We start from the raw sequence: 18,472 nt of genomic DNA, 5'->3' as shown, positions 1-18,472 counted from the left end.
ACGGTGCGTCGCCAGGTCGAAGGCCACGCTGACGCCTTGGCCGCCGGCGGCGAGTGCCTTGCGATAGAAGGCGTTGGATTCCTCTGCCGTCGAGAAGCCCGCGTACTGGCGGATGGTCCACGGGCGCACCGCGTACATGGTGGCCTGCGGGCCGCGCAGGTAGGGCTCGAAGCCCGGCAGCGTGTCGGTGTACTTCAGGCCCTGCAGGTCGGCCGCGGTGTAGAGCGGCTTGACGGTGATGCCGTCCGGCGTGAGCCAGTTGAGCGCTGCCAGGTCGCCGCCGGGGGCGGACTTGGCGGCGGCCTTGGTCCAGGCATCGAGGGTGGAAGGCTTGAAGGTGGGTTCGGAAGGTGTGCTCATGTGCGCCGCCTGGCTAGGGTCAATCTGTGTGGGTGTGGAGTCTACTCGATTTCGTAATTATTAATTTATAAGTCTGTTCTTGGGGTACATTTCGCTCATGTCTGCCGTCACGCTCACTCCCCGCGCCCTTTACGAAGAGGTGGCTGAACTGCTGCGCCAGCGGATCTTCCGCCGCGAACTGGAGCCCGGCAGCTGGATCGATGAACTCAAGCTGGCCGAGGAATACGGTATCAGCCGCACTCCGCTGCGGGAAGCCCTGAAGGTGCTGGCCGCGGAGGGCCTGGTGACGATGAAGGTGCGGCGCGGCGCCTACGTGACGGAGGTGTCGGAGAAGGACCTGTCGGACGTCTATCACCTGCTGAGCCTGCTGGAAAGCGATGCCGCCGGCGTGGTGGCGCAGCGCGCGACCGACGCGCAAGTCGAGGAATTGAAGGCGCTGCATGCCGAACTCGAAGCGGCGGCGCGGCCGGGCCATGTCGACCGCGACAGGTTCTTCGCCATCAACGAGCGCTTTCACATGCGCCTGCTGGCCATGGCCGACAACCGGTGGCGCGACCAGATGGTGGCCGACCTGCGCAAGGTCATGAAGCTCAACCGGCACAACTCCCTGCTGAAATCGGGCCGCATCGGCGAGTCGTTGAATGAGCACCGCGCGATCCTGGCGGCGCTGGTCGAGCGGGACGCGCCGACGGCCATGGCCCGCATGCGCGAGCACTTCGACAGCGGGCTCGAAGCGGCGGCCTGAGCGCCCCCATTGCCGGGCCACGCCCGGACCGCCCCCCTGCGGGGGATGAGTCGAGATGGCGAAGCCACATCGACTCAAGACGCCCAGAGTCCCCCAGGGTCATCGAATGCCGGCGCCCTCCATGGCAAGGCTCGCTCAACTTTTGCTTGCACAATAGCCGCTTCGTCTGATCCTGCGGCGGCGCCATGCCGTGGCGCATAAAAAGAAAGCAATCTGAATGAGTAGCGTGGTCGTGACCGGAGCGGGTTCCGGCATCGGGGCGGCGACCTGCAGGCGCCTGGCGGCGCAGGGCATCGACCTCGTGATCCACACCGGAAGCCAGCGCGCTGGCGCGGAGGCCGTCGCGGCGCAATGCCATGGCGTGCGCAGCAGCATCGTCGTGGGCGACATGGCATTGCCGCAGACGGTCGATGCCTTGCTCGACGCGGCCATTGCCCTGGGCGGACTGCGCGGCGTGGTCGCCAATGCCGGCTTTGCCGACCGCAGCACGCTGGCGCAACTCGATGACGACATCGTCAACCGCTCGCTGCAGACCATGGTCGTGTCGCTCGCCCACCTGCTGCGCAAGGGCCTGCCGCTGCTCCAGCAAGCCGGCGGCGCCGGCCGCTTCGTGGCCGTGAGTTCCTTCGTCGCCCATCGCTTCACGCTGGGCGCATCCACCTTCCCCGCGACCGCCGCGGCCAAGGCGGGCGTGGAAGCACTGGTCAAGGCCGCCGCGGCGGAATCCGCGGGCCTGGGCGTGACGGTCAACGCGGTCGCGCCGGGCTATGTGCGCAAGGACCGGCCCAAGTCCGGCGCCCTGAGCGATGCGCAGTGGCAGCGAGCCCTGCAGCGCGTGCCCGCGGGCCGGCTCGCCACGCCCGACGACATTGCCGCGCCCATTGCTTTCCTGCTGAGCCCGGAGGCCGGCTACATCACCGGACAGGTGATTCATGTCGATGGCGGCATGACGCTCTGACCTTCCCTTTTTCATAACAACCTCGATGGAGAACCACCGCATGACAAACCGTCGCCATTTCATGACCACCGTTGCCATGGCCAGCGCCGCCACGGCCTGGAGCCACAGCGTTTTCGCGCAGCAGCCCGACACCACGGAAAGCGCCTGGGCGCGCATCAACCGCACCAAGGTGATCCGCATGGGCGCGGTCGCGGGCGCGGCGCCCTACTATCACAAGGACCTGGCCTCGGGTGAGTGGAAAGGCTTCATGATCGACTTCGGCAAGGGCCTGGCCGACAGCCTGAAGGCCAAGCTGGAGATCAACGAAACCACCTGGGGCAACTCGGTGCTCGACCTGCAGTCGAACAAGATCGACGTGTTCTTCGGCCTGAACCCGACGCCGGCGCGCGCCCTGGTGGTGGACTTCTCGGATCCGCTGTTCAACAACGCCTTCGTGCTGCTGGCGCGCAAGGACTTCAACCCGAAGACCTGGGAAGAGATCAACAAGCCCGAGGTCAAGATCGCGGTCGACATCGGCTCCTCGCACGACCAGATGATCTCCAAGGTGTGCCCCAACGCCTCGATCATCCGCCTGGAAAAAGCCGCCGACGCCACGCTCGCCGTGCAGACCGGCCGTGCCGATTGCCAAGTGCTGGCGGTGGTGCTGGCGCTCACGGTGATCAGCAAGAATCCGACGATCGGCCACCTGGTGCTGCCTACGCCGACGCAGGCCACCACCACCAACCTCGGCTTCCGCAAGGAGACCGACCACCAGTGGAAGGAGTACGTCAACAAGTGGATCGCCCAGACGCGCAGCAGCGGCAAGGTCAAGGACGTGGTGCTGTCGAACATGCAGGTGCTGTCGGGCGTGAAGCCGGAGCAGATTCCCCCGACCATCAGCTTCTGACGCCGAGAGACCGCCGTGTACCAATGGAACTTTGAATTCCTCTGGGGCTTTCGCGAACTGCTCCTGACCGGCCTCGTCTACACGGCGGGCTACACAGTGATCTGCACGGCGCTGGGCCTGTTGATCGGGCTGGTGGTGGCGATGGGGCGGCTGGCCCAACCCGTGTGGGTGCGCGCCCCGCTGCGCGCCTACGTGGAAGTGTTCCGCTGCACGCCGGTGCTGGTGCAACTGGTGTGGTTCTACTACGCCCTGCCGGTGCTCACCGGCATCCAGATCTCGCCGGCGCTGGCCGCAGTGCTGGCACTGTCGCTCTACGGCGGCTCCTTCTATTCCGAGATCATCCGCGGCGGCATCATCTCGATCGATCCCGGGCAGAGCGAAGCGGCACGCGCCATCGGCATGCGACGTGCGCAGGTGATGCGGCGCGTGGTGCTGCCGCAAGCCTTCCGGCGCATGGTGCCGCCGCTGCTGAACCAGTCGATCATGCAGTTGAAGAACACCTCGCTGCTGTCGGTGCTCGCGCTGCCCGACCTGCTCTACCAGGGCCAGAGCATCGCGCACGAAACGTATCGCCCGCTCGAGACCTACACCATCGTCGCGATCGCCTATTTCCTGGTGCTGCTGCCGGCCACGATCCTGGTCAAGCGCGCCGAGACGCGGCTCTCCTCCTCCACCGCCCACGCATGACCGCATCGACCACATCCATGATCGAGGTGAGCCACCTCGGCAAACGCTTCGGCAGCAACCAGGTGCTGCGCGACGTGTCGCTCTCTGTCGAGAAGGGGCAGGCCGTGGCCCTGATCGGGCCTTCCGGCTCCGGCAAGTCGACGTTGCTGCGCTGCCTCAACCTGCTGACCGTGCCGGACGAAGGTACGGTGCGCATCGGAGAACAGTCGCTCGCTTTCACGGGCGCGGCGACCAGGCTGCCGAAGGATGCACTGCTCGCCGGCTTCCGCGCCCGCACGGGCATGGTGTTCCAGCACTTCAACCTGTTCCCGCACATGTCGGTGCTCGGCAACGTGATGGAGGGGCCGGTCACCGTGCTGCGGCAGCCCAAGGCGCAGGCGGCGGAAAAGGCGCGCGCGCTGCTCGCGAAGGTGGGCATGGAACACAAGGCCGACGCCTGGCCCGAGCAGCTGTCCGGCGGCCAGAAGCAGCGCGTGGCGATCGCCCGCGCGCTGGCGATGGAGCCGAAGGTGATGCTGTTCGACGAAGTCACGTCGGCGCTGGACCCCGAGCTCGTCGGCGAGGTGCTGCGCGTGATCCAGTCGCTGGCCGAGGAAGGCATGACGATGTTGCTGGTGACGCACGAGATGGCGTTTGCGCGCGATGTCGCGCACCGCGTGGCCTTCATGCGCGACGGCGTGATCGTCGAATACGGTCCGGCACGCCAGGTGATCGAGGCGCCGCGGGAGGCGGCGACGCAGGCGTTTTTGGCGCGCTTCCACGAGGGGCGGCCGGCGCGCGGCTGAAGGCCTTGAATACGGGAGCGGACAGCCGTACGCAAAGGTCGCGAAGGTCGCGAAGGTCGCGAAGGTTACGCGAAGGTCGCGAAAGGAATACCAAATTTTTTATTGGAATTCTTCTGCGACTTCTGCGTTCTTTTGTCTTCCTTCTGCGTTCGGCTGTCCGATCCCGTATTCAGCTCACCGCCTCGCGCACACCCTCGCCAGCGTGCGCGAGCGCCATGACCTCGTGCGGCGACGATGACTTGAGCTTGTGATCGCTCCACACCTGGCGCCAGCGGCGGGCGCCAGGGAGGCCGTTGCGCAGGCCCAGGATGTGGCGGGCGATGTTGGACCAGGGCGTGCCGTGCTCGGCGGCTTCGCGGACCATGTAGTTGCACATCTGCCGCTCGACTTCTTCGCGCGTGAGTTCGCGTGGCGCTTCGCCGAAGAAGCCGGCGTCCCATTCGGCCAGCCACCACGGGTTGTGGTACGCCTCGCGGCCGATCATCACGCCGTCGAGCAGGCGCAGTTGCGAATGCACCTCGGCGTTGTCGGCGATGCCGCCGTTGATGGAAATGCGCAGGTCAGGGAAGTCGTGCTTGAGGCGATGCACCAGCGCGTAGCGCAAGGGCGGCACCTCGCGATTCTGCTTGGGTGACAGGCCCTTGAGCCAGGCGTTGCGGGCATGCACGATGAAGGTGTTGCAGCCGGCCTCGTGCACGGTGCCGACGAAGTCGCGCACGAACTCGTAGCTCTCGGTCTTGTCGATGCCGATGCGGTGCTTGACGGTGACCGGCACATCGACGACATCGACCATGGCCTTCACGCAATCGGCCACCAGTTGCGGCTCCTGCATCAGGCAGGCGCCGAAGGCGCCGCGCTGCACGCGCTCACTGGGGCAGCCGCAGTTGAGGTTGATTTCGTCGTAGCCCCATTCCTCGCCCAGCCTGGCGCAGTGCGCCAGGTCGGCGGGTTCGCTGCCGCCGAGTTGCAGGGCCACCGGATGCTCCTCGGCGTTGAAGCGCAGGTGGCGCGGCACGTCGCCATGCACCAGCGCGCCGGTCGTCACCATCTCGGTGTAGAGCAGCGTGCGGCGGCTCAGCAGGCGGTGGAAGAAACGGCAGTGCCTGTCCGTCCAGTCCATCATGGGTGCCACGCTGACGCGCATGGCGTCCAGCTGCTGATTTGAAAGCGTTTTTTTGTCCATCCAAATCTCGAAAATCGATCGTGTGCAATTTCGAAGTGCGCGCATCGGCAACATGGAGGCAATATCCGGTCAACGATTGAACGCACACGGATTGCACACAACTGCACATGCCGGCTTGCACACGACGCCTACATTCTCCCAGCTACGCGGCGGCAATGGATCGTGCCGGTCTACTCGCCGGCGCGCAGGGTTTCCTGACACCACTTGGCATCACCACAGGAGACGGCGACGACTTCCGTCACGACGCCCTTCTCTTTCAGGCGCACAGCCTCTCCGACGGCGATTTCGTCGAAGGGGATCATGCTCATCTTGACGTTGACGATGTCCACGTCAGAACAATCGGACTTCACGCGAACCTTGACGTTGTTGTCAAACGACGCGCTTGACCGCCACCAATGCCTTCATCTCTTCAATCTCCTGTCATGGGCTGGCTTCAGCCCGTGGTTTCACGCTTGGATCTCGGGGGCGCTTCTGTGCGGCACATGCGGGCGCAGACCCCTCATCGCGCCTTGAACGTGGCCAGGTAGTGCGCCACGCTCTCGACGTCGTCTTCCGACATCGTGGCGGTGATGGCCGCCATCACGCCCTGGCGGTCGCGACGTGCGCCGCTCTTGAAGGCCAGCAACTGCTTGGCCAGGTAGTCGTTGCCCTGCCCGGCCAGGCGCGGATTCACGCCCTGGCCCTGCAGCACGGCCCCGTGGCAGGCGATGCAGTTGCCTGACTTGACCAGCAGCTCCCCCTTCTTCACCCGTTCCGGATCGACGGCGAAGGGCGCGTGCCCCGTCACCGGACGCGATTGGAAGAAGTCGCCCAGCGCGCTGATCTCTTCCCCGCTCAACTCGAGTGCCAGCGGCGACATGACCACGCTGGGGCGCTCGCCGCTGGCAAAGGCGTTGAGCTGCGCGACCACGTAGTCCTTGGGCTGGCCGGCGAGCCGCGCATAGCCCGGCGAAGCGGTGTTGCCGCCCGCACCGTGGCAGGGCATGCATGCATCGCTGCGCCGCGGCCATTGGCCCCCGGCGGCCAGGCGTTCCAAACTCGCCGCTCCAACGGCCTGATCGAAGCGGTGGTAGTCCAGCAGCATCGGCCCCAGGACAATGCCTGCCAGCACCGCGAGGGCGACAAGGACCAGGGCGCCCCACTTGAGCACGCGGCGTGCTCGCCAGTTTCTTCTGTTGGATGCCATTTCGTGTCCTCCCTGGCTCAGCCTTGCCGCAAGGCCTGCAGCGCCTGCAGCGCCGCGATGTGACCCGAACGCACAGCGCCATCCATGTAGCCCGCCCAGATGTCCGCCGTCTCCGTACCAGACCAGATCAGCCGGCCGGCCTGCGGACGCAGCGCCTCGCCGTGGCGCGACCAGAAACCGGGCGGGATCGGCGAGACGCAACTGATGGTCCATGGCTCATGGCCCCAGTCCAGGTCGTGGAACTGCTGCGGCTTCAGCGCCTCCTTGCCCAGCGCCTGGGCAAAGATCCCCGAGAGGATGGGCTCGGCCAGCTTCGGATCGTCCGGCAGCATCGACTGCACAACGAAGGCGTTGATGACGCCCATGGACGCGTCCGGCGGCGAGTTGTCGTAGGCCCAGATCAGCGGGCCGTTGACCTGCAGGATGCCACCGCTCAAGCCCTTCTCGCGCCAGAACGGCTTGGCATAGACGTGCGCCGTCTTGCGCCCCGGCGCGTGAGCCGGCCAGCGCCGCTGCAGCTCGGCGCGCGGCGCCGGCAGCGGCGGATCGAACTTGATCTGGTTGCACAGCGGGGGCGACAGGGCCGCGATCACGCACCGCGCGCGCACGGTGCCGGTGTCGGTCTGCAGGCTGACCACGGCCTGGTTCCAGTCGCGGATCTGGCGCACCGGCGACTTGAGCCTGAGCTTGTCGCCCAGGGCCTGCGCCATCTTGTCGCTCAGCAGCTGCGAGCCGCCGATGAAGCGAGTCTCCTGCGCGCTGTCCTTGATCGAATCCAGTTGCTCGTAGCGGCTGTTGGCCGAGTTGATCATCGACAGGAAATGCAGCAGGCCCATCTTGGCCGGCAGCGTGCCGCCGGACAGCAGGGAGGTCATGTCCCAGCCGATCTGGTCTTCCGGCTTGAGCTTCTGCCTGGCCAGGAAGTCGCCCAGCGTCATCTTGTCGAGTTCGGCGACGCGTTTGGATTTCCAGGGTGCGCCCGAGGGAACCTCGCGCGCCAGTTCGTCGAGCTGGGCAGCGATCTTCGGATCGGTGCCGAAGGTGCCGTGCAGGTCGATGGCGACCCGCCCGTCGCCTGCCAGCAGGACGGTCTCGCCGTCGTAGTAGGTGGTGAAGGTGCCGACGCCCAGTTCACGGGCCAGGTCGGCCACGGCGGTCTGGCCCGGGCCGATCCACTGGCCGCCGGCCTCCGACACGTAGCCGTTGCCGAGGTCGTGGTTGTAGGTTCGGCCGCCCACGCGATCGCGCGCCTCGAGCACGAGGAAGGACTCACAGCCGGCGCGGCGCAGGTCGCGTGCCGCGGTGAGGCCGGCCAGCCCTCCGCCGATGATCACCACGTCGAGCACATCGCCGTTGTCCTTGTCCAGCGCGGAGGCCACGCCAGGCAGGGCGCCCACCATCGCGACGCCGCCAGCCGCCTTGCCGAAGAAACGGCGCCGCGTCAGTGCCCGCTTGTCGGAGGGCTTCTCGCTTGCCTCTTGTGTTCTCTTGTTTTCCATGTTCACCACCTGCTCGAAGTTGCTCATGAACAGCGGAACGGCGCCGCTGGGCTTATGGTCGGAAGAATGGGATCGGCACGAATCGCGCCCCTCACCCCGGAAGGGCTCGCGCAGCCCCATGAAGCAGTGGCTCGCACTGGCGGCATTCCTACTCCGGGGCACAGCCCTTTCTGCGCGAGGCGATGACGCTACTGCGCAGGCCGGTACGGATCCGGCGTGCCGGGACGCACGGGCGGCTCCTGCTTCAGCGACTTCATGTGCTCGGTCAGGACCTGCACCGCCGGAAAGCGCACCCAGAAGTTCTCCAGCACGCGCGGGTCGGCGGCGTGCTCCTCCTTCGGGTCGGTCAGCAGGTTGTAGAAGAGCGGCACGCCGTAGCTGCGCACGGGCTCGCCGTAGCCGGTGCCGACTTCCTTGCTCATCATCTTCCAGTTGCGCCACTTGATGCCGTAGATCTCGTTGCCCACGTAGACCACGAAGCCCTCGCGCCCGGACTTCTGCGCCTTGCCGAGCAGGAAGTCGCCCTGGTCGACGCCGTCGATGACGCGGTCCTTCGGCACCTCGGCGCCGGTCCAGCGGGCCAGCGTCGGGAACACGTCCATCTCGTGCACGATCTCGTTGCTGACCGTGCCGGCGGGCACCTTGCCGGGCCAGCGCAGGATGAAGGGCACGCGCAGCGACCCTTCCAGCCCGGTGAAGTAGGTGCCGCGCCACGGGCCGCTCGAGCCGATGTTGGGCAGGAACATCTCCGGGCCGTTGTCCGAGGTGAAGATGAAGATGGTGTTGTCGCGCTGCCCGATCTGGTCGACCGCATCGATCAGGCGCCCGACATAGGCATCGGTCTGCGCCAGCACGTCGGCAAAGTCACCGTTGCCGGTCTTGCCCTTGAACTCGGGGCCGGGCAGCGTCGGGTAGTGCGGCTGCGTCAGCGGCAGGTAAAGGAAGAAGGGCTTGCCGGCCTGGCTCTGGCGGCGCATGAAATCGATGCCGCGCCGGGTCAGCTCGCCGTCAATGAGCGCGCGCTGTTCCAGGTCGTAGACCTTGACCTGCTTCGGGTCGGCGCCCTTCCTGCCTTCCATCAGGTACTCAGGCCTGGCATAGGGATGCACCGCCTTGCCGTCGACCAAGGGGTTGCCGCTCCAGTAGCTCTCGTCGGACGAGTTCGGGATGCCGTACCACTCGTCGAAGCCCTGGTCGGTCGGGAAGCGCCCTTCGGTGTGGCCGAGGTGCCATTTGCCGTAGGCCGCGGTGGCATAGCCCTTCGCCGACAGGGCTTCGGCGATGGTGACTTCCCATTGCGTCAAGCCATACAGCGGCGTGTCGAGCGGCACCGAGCCATTGCCGGTGCGCACCGCGTAGCGGCCGGTCATGAGCGCCGCGCGACTCGGCGTGCATTGCGCCTCGACATTGAAATTGGTGAGGCGCGTGCCCTGCTGCGCCAATGCGTCGATGCGCGGCGTGGCCGCGCCACGCGTGATGCCGCCGCCGTAGACGCCGGGCTCGCCATAGCCCAGGTTGTCCATCAGCACCAGCACGATATTGGGTTGGCCGGTCGCGGCCTGCGCGGGGGGCGCCGTGCACAGCAGGGCGGCCAACAGCCAGCCCATGGACATTCGCATCTTCATGGTCGTTCTCGATTAGATGGGCAGCGCGGCCGGCTACGGCGCCTTCTCGGCCGCCACGTTGATGGCATGCCCCTGCTTGAAGCGCATGGTGAGTGCACCGGGCGCCAGGAAGCCGGGCGCCGCACCCTTGAGGTAGTCCAGCGGATTGCCGGCATACACCAGGAAGCTCGCCTCGTAGCCATCGCGCAGCATGCCGATCTTGCGGCCCGGGAAGATGTACTGGGGCGTCGTTTCGGTCAGCATCCGCAGGACTTCGGGCGGGCTGTAGACGCCGAGGCTGGTCACATAGAGCGCCTCGTCGAACAGCGCCCTGCCCTTGTTCGGGCCGTCCAGCACGGGCACGTCGTCGGTGCCGATCAGCACCGGCACGTTGTACTTGCGCATCAGTTGCAGGTTGGGCAGGACCACTTCCTTTTCCACCAGCGCGACTTCTGCCGGGTTGGTGGCGCGCAGGTTGCCCAGGCGGGCGAGCGTGGTGGTGACCGGGATGCGGCGCTCGCCGGCGAAGCGGACGTCTTCCTCGGCGATCGCGTAGAGACGGTTCTGGTTGGTCGCGAACTTGCGCATCGGCTGCCCGGTCTTGGGATCGGTGGCGAAGGTGAATTCGCCGACCGTCATGTGGGCGATCGCATCCACCCCGGCCGCGAGCGCGTTGTGGAAATCGGGCCCGTTCTGGATGTGGGCCGTGGTGCGCAGGCCGGCCGCATGCGCGCGCCGCACGATCTCGGCCGCCAGCTTCGGATTGATCCCGCGCATGCCGTAGTAGGCGGGGTCGTCGGCGCGCTTGTCGTATTCCTCGCTGGAGACGAAATCGAGCTTCACGATGGCGGGCTTGCTGGCCATGAAGAGCGGCCAGTCGCGCTCGATGTCCGCCACGCTCTGGACCAGGAAGTAGGCCGCGTTCTCCAAGTGGTCGGCATGCATGCCGATGCCCCCGCGCTTGGCGAGCGTGGTGTAGAGCACCGGCGCGTGGCCGCCCTGGGCCGTCCAGCGTTGCTGGGCGCTGGCGAAGTCGACGCTGTCGGGCTTGTTGACCAGCGGGTCCAGGCGCGGGGAGAACTCGGGAATGCCGCCCAGGTCGAGGGCGTAGAACTGGCCGTAGCGCAACGAGGCGGCGACCACCTCGGACAAGTACGCCGGGGTTCCTGGGCCCGCGAGCCAGTGCAGGTGGGCGTCGCCGAACGGCGGGACGACGAACTGGCCGCCCAGGTCGATGGTCCGGTCGACGCTGGCCGGCTCCTTGTCGCGGAAGACGCCGCCCTCGGTGTACATCGTGGCGGCCACGAATCCGGTGCCGTTGAACCACTGGCCGTTGACCAGCTTGAGGTTCGGCGGGCGTTCGACGGCAGAGCGTGGCGCGGGTTGCGCGCTGGTGGCTTGGGCCGCGGGCGTTGCAGGCTGCGCCCACGATTCGCCCATGCTGGCCGACAGCGCGAGCAGGCCAATCGCGCCCAGCAGGTTGCGGCGAAGGTTTTTCATCGACGTGCTCCCGCCGTGGAAACGTTGCCGCTGCGCAGGCTCACGTAGGCGCAGACCAGGCAGATGAGCCACAGAACCCCTTTGATCACGATCGAGGCGGTGTCCTGGTACGGCTGGTCCGGACGCATGGTGTAGCCGCGCAACGCCGCTTCGAGATGGGCAAAGAAGGGCACGAACAGCCCGCCCAGGGAATAGGCCCAGGCCGCCGACATCAGCTTCGGCGCCAGGCTGTGCCGGCGACGCCAGAACAGGGCCGCCGCAATCAGCACGGCCCCACCGAAGTAGTCTTCGAACATCGTGGTCGCGTTGATCGCGAAGTAGCCCGGCCCGCGCTTGACCGTCTCTCCGATGATGAAGAAGAGTCCGACGACATAGGACAGGTGGTAGATGATGTTCATCGCCATGCCGTGGGACTTCGAGGTGTCGCGAAAGCCGATCGGACCCTCGGCGTGGGTGTTGCTTTGAATGTTCATTTCATTTCTCCTGGTTGGATCCGGAACCTCTTCATGGCAGCAGGGCCCCTGCGCGAAGGGGCGCTTCCGGGTAGCTGGGCGCACTGCGCATCCCGGCAGCCGGCGAGACGTCGCGCTCCGGTGGGGGAACCATGACCGATGAAGCGGCCACGATCAGCACGAAGGCTGCGACAGCGATCTCGGGCCAGAAGGATCGAAGATGCTTCATGGATGACTCCTTCGAGGCGAGGCGTGGCCGTGTTTCAGCGGTTGGCCTGCGGCAGCGGTTTCGCAAGTGCAGCCGCGTCCAGCGCACCGGCGTCCTTGCGCAGCATCGTCCATCCCGTCAGGAAGGCCCATGCCAGGATGGTGAGCAGTGCCAAAAGCCCCGCCGTCTCCGCGCCCATGGCGGCGCCTGGCACCACGCTGGCCACGCCTGGAATCGTCAGCACCCAATAGAGCAGCCCGAGGACGCCGCCGGCGATCAGCAGGCTGCCGAAGCCGAACTTCGCCGCCCGCAGCGAGGAGCCGCACAGCAGCGCGTAGATCCCGAAGGGCAGCATCTCGAACCACCACAAGCCGTTCTGCGCCGTGCTGACGATGACGACCCAGGCAGCCTCCGCGCCTGGCATGCCCGCAGCGTGGGCCGCGGCGAGGGCCGGCAGGGCCGCCATCTGCAGCAGCGCGCCCAGGATGCCGAGGACCGCGAAGACCAGCAGGCACGGCGAGGCGAGCGCTGCGCGAGCACGGTGCGCGGCGGGCAGGCAGGTCGCCAGGTAGCCGCCCAGCATCGCCGGCAACAGATAGAAGCCGAGCGTGTCGGCGACCATGCTGGCCGTGAAGACCGCCTGCGCCGAGGCCGGCAGGGCCAGCGCATAGGCCGGATCGAGAAGCGCCTCCGTGTTCCCGTTGGTCACCGACAGGAAGGTGGCGATGTTGAAGAGTCCCAGCGGCGCCGCCAGAAGGCCAGCCCAGCCGGCGATGCGGCGACCGCTCATTGCCTGTGTGTTCATTTCGTGTCTCCGGCGTTGGACGGGATCAGGCGTGCGTCGCCTGGGGAAACTCCGAGAGCTCGGGCACCGGCATGTTCGTCTCCTCGCAGTGCGCGTTCAGGCGTTCCAGCATCGAGCGCCAGTCCTCGATCGCGGCGACGTTGCCGGCCTCGTCGAGAAACTCCAGCGAACCGTCGAGCAGCACGAACAGCAGTGCGTCGTCGCCCGCCTCGCCCTGGAAGCTGTGGCGCGAGCCGGCAGTCTCATACACGAAGTCGCCGGCACGCGCGACCCAGTCGTGCTCCATGTAGCGCCAGCCGCCCTGGATCGTGTAGAGCACCACGCGGCCGCGGTGGTTGTGCGCGCCGAGGAAGGTGCCGGCGGGCACGCGCATCAGCAGGGCCATCTCGCCGCGCGACTGGTCGACGTGCAGCAGCTTGATGCCGACGTCGGCGTTGTAGGGGGTGAAGGGCAGCCAGGGCGTGTCTCCGCCTTGCAGGTACTTGGGATCGAAGCCGATGGAACTCATGTGGGGTCTCCTGGGGTTGTTGCGCTCGACATTGAGCGGTTGGGTGAACTTTAGGTTTTGGGGATTTTTCGACCCCCCCCAGCCCGGGGGGGAGGGTGCATCAGCCGGCGAAGCTGGTGAGGTCCTTGGGCGGGAGGCCCTGCGCCTTGCAATGGGCGATGTAGCGATTCACCGCGGTCTTCCAGTTCTCGATGGCGACGGTGTTGCCCAGGGCGTCGAGGTAGTGCGTCTCCCCGACGATCACGTTCAGGACGATCACATCCCCCTGCTGGCCGGCAATGGCCTGCGGGGTGTGGCGCGACGACGCCGGCTCGAACACCACGCTGCCGGGGCCGGCGACCCACTCGGTTTCCAGGTGGCGCCACCTGCCCTGCACCGTGTAGACGATGACGGTGCCGGTGTTGTGGTGCGTCGGCAGCGAAATGCCGGGCGGCACCTTGAGCAGGGCGATGGTCTCGCCGCGGATGGGGTCGGCCCGGAAGTACTTGACCTCGACGCGGTCGCTGTACGGTGCGAACGGCATCCACGGGTACGCGTCGTCGTCCATGAGGCTGGTGTCCACGCGTTCAAAATTCATGCTTGCCTTTCGGGGGAGCCAGTCCTCCATGGGAAGCCCCGAAGGTATCCGCGCCCCGCGGCGCTCGCCCCCCCAAGCACGGGGGGGGCCGGGCGGCCCCGAAGACTGCGCTGAGCTGGCGATTTCGCGGTACGCTCGGCGCCCTTACAGCATCCGCAGGAGGCCTCGGCAGCGCAGCCGCCCCGGCAACGATGGACCAAGACCGCATCGTCCTGAAGACAACGCCGCCACGCGCCCATCGCATGGTGATCGCGCGTCCTCGGCTGGCCCAGCTGTGGGACGAGGTGCGCGAACGCGCGTTCATCGAGGTGTGCGCGCCGGGCGGATTCGGCAAGTCCACGCTGCTCGTTCAGTGGCGCTTGCTCTGGCTCGAGCGCGGTGCGCTCGTGACCTGGGCGACGCTCGATGCGCAGGACGGCCCGATCCGCTTTGCCCGGGTGCTGGCCCAGGCGATGCGCAGCGCCAGCGGCCGCGCCAGCTTCGACCGCATCGCGCTCGAATACGGGGACGACCCCGAGCGCGCGCTCGATGCGCTGACCGCGGTGCTATCGGAGATTGCCAGCCTGGCCGCGCCCACCGTGATCGTCCTTGACGACGGCGAGAACCTGCCGCGGGAGACGGCGCGTGACGCGCTGGCCTACCTGCTCATGAACGCGCCGGCCAACCTGACTGTGGTTCTCGGCACGCGCGTGCCGCTGGTGCTGCCCACCGTCGAGCTCACCGCCCGCGGCGAATGCGCCCGCGTCACCGTCGACGACCTGCGCCTGGACCTCGACGATGCCGTCGCCCTGCTGCGCAAGCGCTTCGGCAAGCGCCTCGAGCTCGACGACTGCGTCAGGCTGCACGAGATGACCGAGGGTTGGCCGATCGGACTTCAGCTGGCGGCCGCGGCGATCGAGCGCTCGCCGCACTACCACACCGCCGTGCTGGCGCTGTCGGCCCGCAGCGGCGACCTCGAGCGCTACTTCATCGAATCGCTGCTCGACCACCTTCCCGAAGCCGTCGCAGCCTTCCTGACGCGCATCGCGATCCTCGACCCCCTGTCGCGCGAACTGTGCGAAGCGACCACGGGCAGCCCGATGGCGGCGCCATGGCTGGAGCAGATGATGGCGGACACGCCGATCTTCACCGTGACCGAGGCGCAAGGGTGGATGCGGCTGCACGCGCTCGCGCGCGACTTCCTGCTGGGCCGCTTCGAGCAGCTTCCCGAGGCGGAAAGAACGCAACTGCACCTGCGCGCCGCCCAGTGGCTGGCGCAGCGCCGGTTCTTTCCGGACGCAGCGCGGCACGCGCTCGCGGCAAAGGACGAGCCGCTCGCCCAGGCTTGCGCGAGCCAAGGCCTGTGGTCGGTGGCCACCAGCGGCGACCTCGCGGAAGCGCTGCAATGGATCCCCCACTTGGCGCCGGAAACGCTGGCCGACAACGTCCAGCTCCGGCTGATCGGAGCCTGGGTCATGGCACTCGGCAATCGTCCCGACGAAGCGCGCCGGACGGCGGACGAGGTCCTGCGCGATCCATCGACCGAACCCGCCATGACTTTCATGGCCGCGCTGGTCGCATCCTGCGCCGAGGCCTGCGCGGACCGGATCGGGCTGATCCCGGCCATCATGGCGCGCTGGCCGACGCTGCCGGACTACGTGGTCGACCCGGTTCACCGGCAGTCCTACTTCAACACCTGCGCAGTGGTAGCGGTGGCCAGTGGCGAGCTCGCGCAGGTGCATGCCATGGACACCAGCCCCGCCCCCGAGGCCGCCGACAACCGCACGCTGGCGCTGGTGTTCTCGATCTCCCGGCTCTACCTGGCGGTGGCCCTGCTGCGCGAGGGCGACCCGATCCGCGTGGAGGAACTGCTGCAGGGCCCGCTCGCGCATGCGGAGCGGACCCAGGGCCGGCGCAGCACCGTCGCGTGCCTGCACGCCGTTGGCATGGCGGCGGCGCTGCTGGAACGCGACGAGGTCGCGCGCGCCGAGGCCCTGCTCGCCCATCGGGTGGACGTGATGGAGCGCTTCGTGTTTCCCGACGCGATCCTGCTCGCCTATGAAACGCGGGTAAGGCTCGCGGCCGCGCAGGGCGACGAACGCCGCGCGCTGGGGGTGCTGGGCAGCATGGAGGCCGACGGGCGTGCCCGGTCCATGCCGCGGCTGGTGCTTGCGGGTCTGGCGATGCGCATCCACCTGCACGCATGCAAGGGACACGTCGAATCGGCGACGGCGCTGATGCCGACCCTCGAGGCGCTGGCGCCCACCTTCGAGGGGCCCGAGTACCTGCCCTTCCTGCGCGAGTACAAGCTGCGCTGCGCGCTCGCACGCGCGCTGCTGGCCATCGCGCGATTCGACGGCGCCAGCGCGCAGGCTGAACTTTCGGACGCGGCCGAGCTGGCGCGCGCCGCCAACTTCGCGCGCGAGGCGGTCACGGTCCAGGCCTTGCGCGCGGTCGCGGCCGAGCTGGCGGGATCGGAGCGGGCGCTGCCCCTGCTTGCGGAAGCGCTGAGCATCGGCGCGATGCGTGGCTGCCTGCGGCTCGTGGAAGAAGCCCATCCGGCGGTCCTCGCGCTGCGCCGGAGACTCGAGGCCGCCGATGCGCGCCAGGCGCCGGCCGCCGCGTCAACCGCGCTACCGCCCGCGCACACGCCGCCCCGCAAGCCCGCGGCGAGCCCGGGCGGCTTGCTCACACCCAAGGAAGCCGAGGTGCTGCGCCTGGTCGCGGCCGGCCACTCCAACAAGCACATCGCCAAGGCCATGGACGTCGGCGACGAGACCGTCAAGTGGCACCTGAAAAATCTCTTCGCCAAGCTGTCGGCCGGCTCGCGGCGGCATGCCGTCGACCGGGCGCGGATGATGGGGCTGGTGATCGACGAAGACGCTGTCGCCTGAGGGCGTCAGCGCTCAGGCGGTCGGCAGCCTGTGCTCCTTGAACTGCTCGCGCAGCTTGTTCTTGAGCATCTTGCCGGTGGCACCCAGCGGGATGGCATCGACGAAGACCACGTCGTCGGGCGTCCACCACCTGGCGATCTTGCCGTCGTAGAAGGCCAGCAGTTCCTCGCGCGTCAGGGTCTGGTCCGGCTTCTTCACCACGACCAGCAGCGGCCGCTCGTCCCACTTCGGGTGGGCCACCGCGATGCAGGCCGCCATCGCCACCTGCGGGTGCGCCATGGCGACGTTCTCCAGGTCGATCGAGCCGATCCATTCGCCGCCGGACTTGATCACGTCCTTGCTGCGGTCGGTGATCTGCATGGTGCCGAGGGGGTCGATGGTCGCGACGTCGCCGGTGGGGAACCAGCCCTTGTTGCCCGTCACGACCAGCGGCGACTTGTCCGCCATGCGGAAGTAGTGCCCCACCACCCAGGGCCCGCGCACGTACAGGTCGCCACTGGACTGGCCGTCCCAGGGCAATTCATGGCCGTCCTCGCCGACGATCTTCATGTCGATGCCGAAGACGGCCCGGCCCTGCTTGGCCTGCACCGCGTAGCGCCCGTGCTCGGACAGCGCGCGTTGCGCAGGCTTGAAGCTGCACACGGTGCCGATGGGGCTGAGCTCGGTCATGCCCCAGGCGTGCAGAACGGCCACACCGTGGCGCTCCTGGAAGGTTCGCATCATGGCGGGCGGGCAGGCCGAGCCGCCGATGATGGTGCGGCGCATGGTGCTGAACTTCAAGTCGTTCGATTCCACATGCGCGAGCAAGCCCTGCCAGACCGTGGGCACGCCCGCCGACAGGGTGACGCCCTCGCTCTCGAAGAGCTCGTGCAGCGATTTGCCATCCAGTGCCGGGCCCGGGTACACCAGCTTGGCGCCCACCATGCAGGCGACGTACGGCAACCCCCAGGCGTTGACATGGAACATCGGCACCACCGGCAGGATCACATCGCTCGCCGCACAGTTCAGGGCATCGGGAAGCGCCGCGGCGAAGGTGTGCAGGAGAGTCGAACGGTGGCTGTAGAGCACGCCCTTGGGATTGCCCGTGGTGCCCGAGGTGTAGCAAAGCGACGAGGCGGTGTTCTCGTCGAACTCGGGCCAGGCGAACGTGTCGCTGGCGTCAGCGATCAGGTCCTCATAGCACAGCAGTGCGGGGATGCTGCTTTGCGCCGGCATGTGCGCGCGGTCTGTCATCGCCACGAAATGGCGGATGGTCTTGACGCGCGGTGCAATGGCCTCCACCAGCGGCAGGAAGCTCAGGTCGAAGAACAGCACCTGGTCCTCGGCATGGTCGGCGATCCACACCACCTGGTCCGCGTGCAGGCGGGGATTGAGCGTGTGCAGCACCGCGCCGGAGCCGGACACCGCGTAGTACAGCTCCATGTGCCGGTGGCCGTTCCAGGCCAGCGTGCCGACGCGATCGGAGGGCTTCACGCCCAGCGACACCAGCGCATTGGCCATGCGCCGCGAGCGCGCGGCCAAGTCGGCAAAGGTGTAGCGGTGGATGTCGCCTTCGACGCGGCGCGAGACGATTTCCTGCTCGCCGTGGTGCCGCTCGGCATGGATCAGAAGTGAGGAGATCAGCAGCGGCTGCTGCATCATGAGTCCGTTCATCGT

The 18,472-nt window shown here is 67.5% G+C and carries 18 protein-coding genes and 1 pseudogene; 6 read left to right on the top strand and 13 right to left on the bottom strand.

Going from position 1 to position 18,472, the window contains the following annotated elements; genetic code table 11:
- Window positions 1-360, bottom strand: a 360-nt coding sequence (locus HB681_RS35725) for a methylmalonyl-CoA mutase family protein (RefSeq protein WP_256735235.1), incomplete at its 3' end; no start/stop codon positions are given.
- Between the two features lie 97 nt (window positions 361-457).
- On the opposite strand from HB681_RS35725, the gene HB681_RS35720 reads away from it, so the two are divergent.
- The 5 genes from HB681_RS35720 to HB681_RS35700 all read left to right on the top strand — a co-directional run bounded on the left by HB681_RS35720 (window position 458) and on the right by HB681_RS35700 (window position 4,421).
- Window positions 458-1,105 (top strand): GntR family transcriptional regulator, encoded by a 648-nt coding sequence (locus HB681_RS35720; protein WP_213959635.1) that lies wholly within the window; start codon window positions 458-460, stop codon window positions 1,103-1,105.
- 217 nt (window positions 1,106-1,322) lie between these two features.
- Window positions 1,323-2,063: an SDR family NAD(P)-dependent oxidoreductase gene (locus HB681_RS35715; RefSeq protein ID WP_213959634.1), complete on the top strand. Its 741-nt coding sequence runs from the start codon at window positions 1,323-1,325 to the stop codon at window positions 2,061-2,063.
- Window positions 2,064-2,124: 61 nt separating this feature from the next.
- Window positions 2,125-2,949 (top strand): transporter substrate-binding domain-containing protein, encoded by an 825-nt coding sequence (locus HB681_RS35710; protein WP_256354680.1) that lies wholly within the window; start codon window positions 2,125-2,127, stop codon window positions 2,947-2,949.
- 15 nt (window positions 2,950-2,964) lie between these two features.
- Complete coding sequence (locus HB681_RS35705) at window positions 2,965-3,636, top strand: amino acid ABC transporter permease (RefSeq protein WP_213959632.1); 672 nt, start codon at window positions 2,965-2,967, stop codon at window positions 3,634-3,636.
- Window positions 3,633-4,421: an amino acid ABC transporter ATP-binding protein gene (locus HB681_RS35700; RefSeq protein WP_275946427.1), complete on the top strand. Its 789-nt coding sequence runs from the start codon at window positions 3,633-3,635 to the stop codon at window positions 4,419-4,421. The genes HB681_RS35705 and HB681_RS35700 overlap by 4 nt, the downstream gene beginning before the upstream one ends.
- A 169-nt stretch (window positions 4,422-4,590) precedes the next feature.
- Here the strand turns inward: HB681_RS35700 and dusA are convergent, their stop codons facing one another.
- From dusA to HB681_RS35645, 11 genes and pseudogenes are all read right to left on the bottom strand, one after another.
- A complete protein-coding gene (dusA, locus tag HB681_RS35695) occupies window positions 4,591-5,604 on the bottom strand; it encodes a tRNA dihydrouridine(20/20a) synthase DusA (RefSeq protein ID WP_213959631.1) in 1,014 nt (337 codons plus the stop codon).
- Window positions 5,605-5,786: 182 nt separating this feature from the next.
- A pseudogene (locus tag HB681_RS38560) lies at window positions 5,787-6,009 on the bottom strand (electron transfer flavoprotein subunit beta/FixA family protein); the annotation flags it as partial.
- A 94-nt stretch (window positions 6,010-6,103) separates the two neighbouring features.
- The gene (locus HB681_RS35685) at window positions 6,104-6,790 is read right to left on the bottom strand and encodes a c-type cytochrome (protein ID WP_213959630.1); all 687 of its coding nucleotides are present in this window, start codon (window positions 6,788-6,790) and stop codon (window positions 6,104-6,106) included.
- A gap of 17 nt (window positions 6,791-6,807) precedes the next feature.
- Window positions 6,808-8,190 carry an FAD-dependent oxidoreductase gene (locus HB681_RS35680; protein ID WP_256354682.1) on the bottom strand — a complete coding sequence of 461 codons (1,383 nt, stop codon included), beginning with the start codon at window positions 8,188-8,190 and terminating at the stop codon, window positions 6,808-6,810.
- Window positions 8,191-8,477: 287 nt separating this feature from the next.
- The gene (locus HB681_RS35675) at window positions 8,478-9,914 is read right to left on the bottom strand and encodes an arylsulfatase (protein WP_256354679.1); all 1,437 of its coding nucleotides are present in this window, start codon (window positions 9,912-9,914) and stop codon (window positions 8,478-8,480) included.
- Window positions 9,915-9,947: 33 nt separating this feature from the next.
- Complete coding sequence (locus HB681_RS35670) at window positions 9,948-11,393, bottom strand: amidohydrolase family protein (protein ID WP_213959628.1); 1,446 nt, start codon at window positions 11,391-11,393, stop codon at window positions 9,948-9,950.
- On the bottom strand, window positions 11,390-11,866 hold the full coding sequence (locus HB681_RS35665; RefSeq protein ID WP_213959627.1) for a hypothetical protein: 477 nt from the start codon (window positions 11,864-11,866) through the stop codon (window positions 11,390-11,392). Before HB681_RS35665 ends, HB681_RS35670 begins: the two co-directional genes overlap by 4 nt.
- A gap of 31 nt (window positions 11,867-11,897) precedes the next feature.
- Complete coding sequence (locus HB681_RS35660) at window positions 11,898-12,074, bottom strand: hypothetical protein (protein ID WP_213959626.1); 177 nt, start codon at window positions 12,072-12,074, stop codon at window positions 11,898-11,900.
- 34 nt (window positions 12,075-12,108) lie between these two features.
- The gene (locus HB681_RS35655; protein WP_213959625.1) at window positions 12,109-12,858 is read right to left on the bottom strand and encodes a hypothetical protein; all 750 of its coding nucleotides are present in this window, start codon (window positions 12,856-12,858) and stop codon (window positions 12,109-12,111) included.
- Between the two features lie 25 nt (window positions 12,859-12,883).
- Window positions 12,884-13,366 carry a 2,4'-dihydroxyacetophenone dioxygenase family protein gene (locus HB681_RS35650; RefSeq protein WP_213959624.1) on the bottom strand — a complete coding sequence of 161 codons (483 nt, stop codon included), beginning with the start codon at window positions 13,364-13,366 and terminating at the stop codon, window positions 12,884-12,886.
- Between the two features lie 100 nt (window positions 13,367-13,466).
- The gene (locus tag HB681_RS35645; protein WP_213959623.1) at window positions 13,467-13,943 is read right to left on the bottom strand and encodes a 2,4'-dihydroxyacetophenone dioxygenase family protein; all 477 of its coding nucleotides are present in this window, start codon (window positions 13,941-13,943) and stop codon (window positions 13,467-13,469) included.
- A gap of 191 nt (window positions 13,944-14,134) precedes the next feature.
- Between HB681_RS35645 and HB681_RS35640 the strand changes: the two genes are divergently transcribed.
- Window positions 14,135-16,816: a LuxR C-terminal-related transcriptional regulator gene (locus HB681_RS35640; protein WP_213959622.1), complete on the top strand. Its 2,682-nt coding sequence runs from the start codon at window positions 14,135-14,137 to the stop codon at window positions 16,814-16,816.
- Between the two features lie 12 nt (window positions 16,817-16,828).
- On the opposite strand, the gene HB681_RS35635 is transcribed toward HB681_RS35640, so the two are convergent.
- A complete protein-coding gene (locus tag HB681_RS35635) occupies window positions 16,829-18,469 on the bottom strand; it encodes a 3-(methylthio)propionyl-CoA ligase (protein WP_213959621.1) in 1,641 nt (546 codons plus the stop codon).
- Window positions 18,470-18,472 lie beyond the last annotated feature (3 nt).

The organism is Variovorax sp. dw_954 (genome assembly GCF_018449755.1).
GTDB lineage: Bacteria > Pseudomonadota > Gammaproteobacteria > Burkholderiales > Burkholderiaceae_C > Variovorax.
This window is presented reverse-complemented; position numbering and strand designations above follow the sequence as displayed.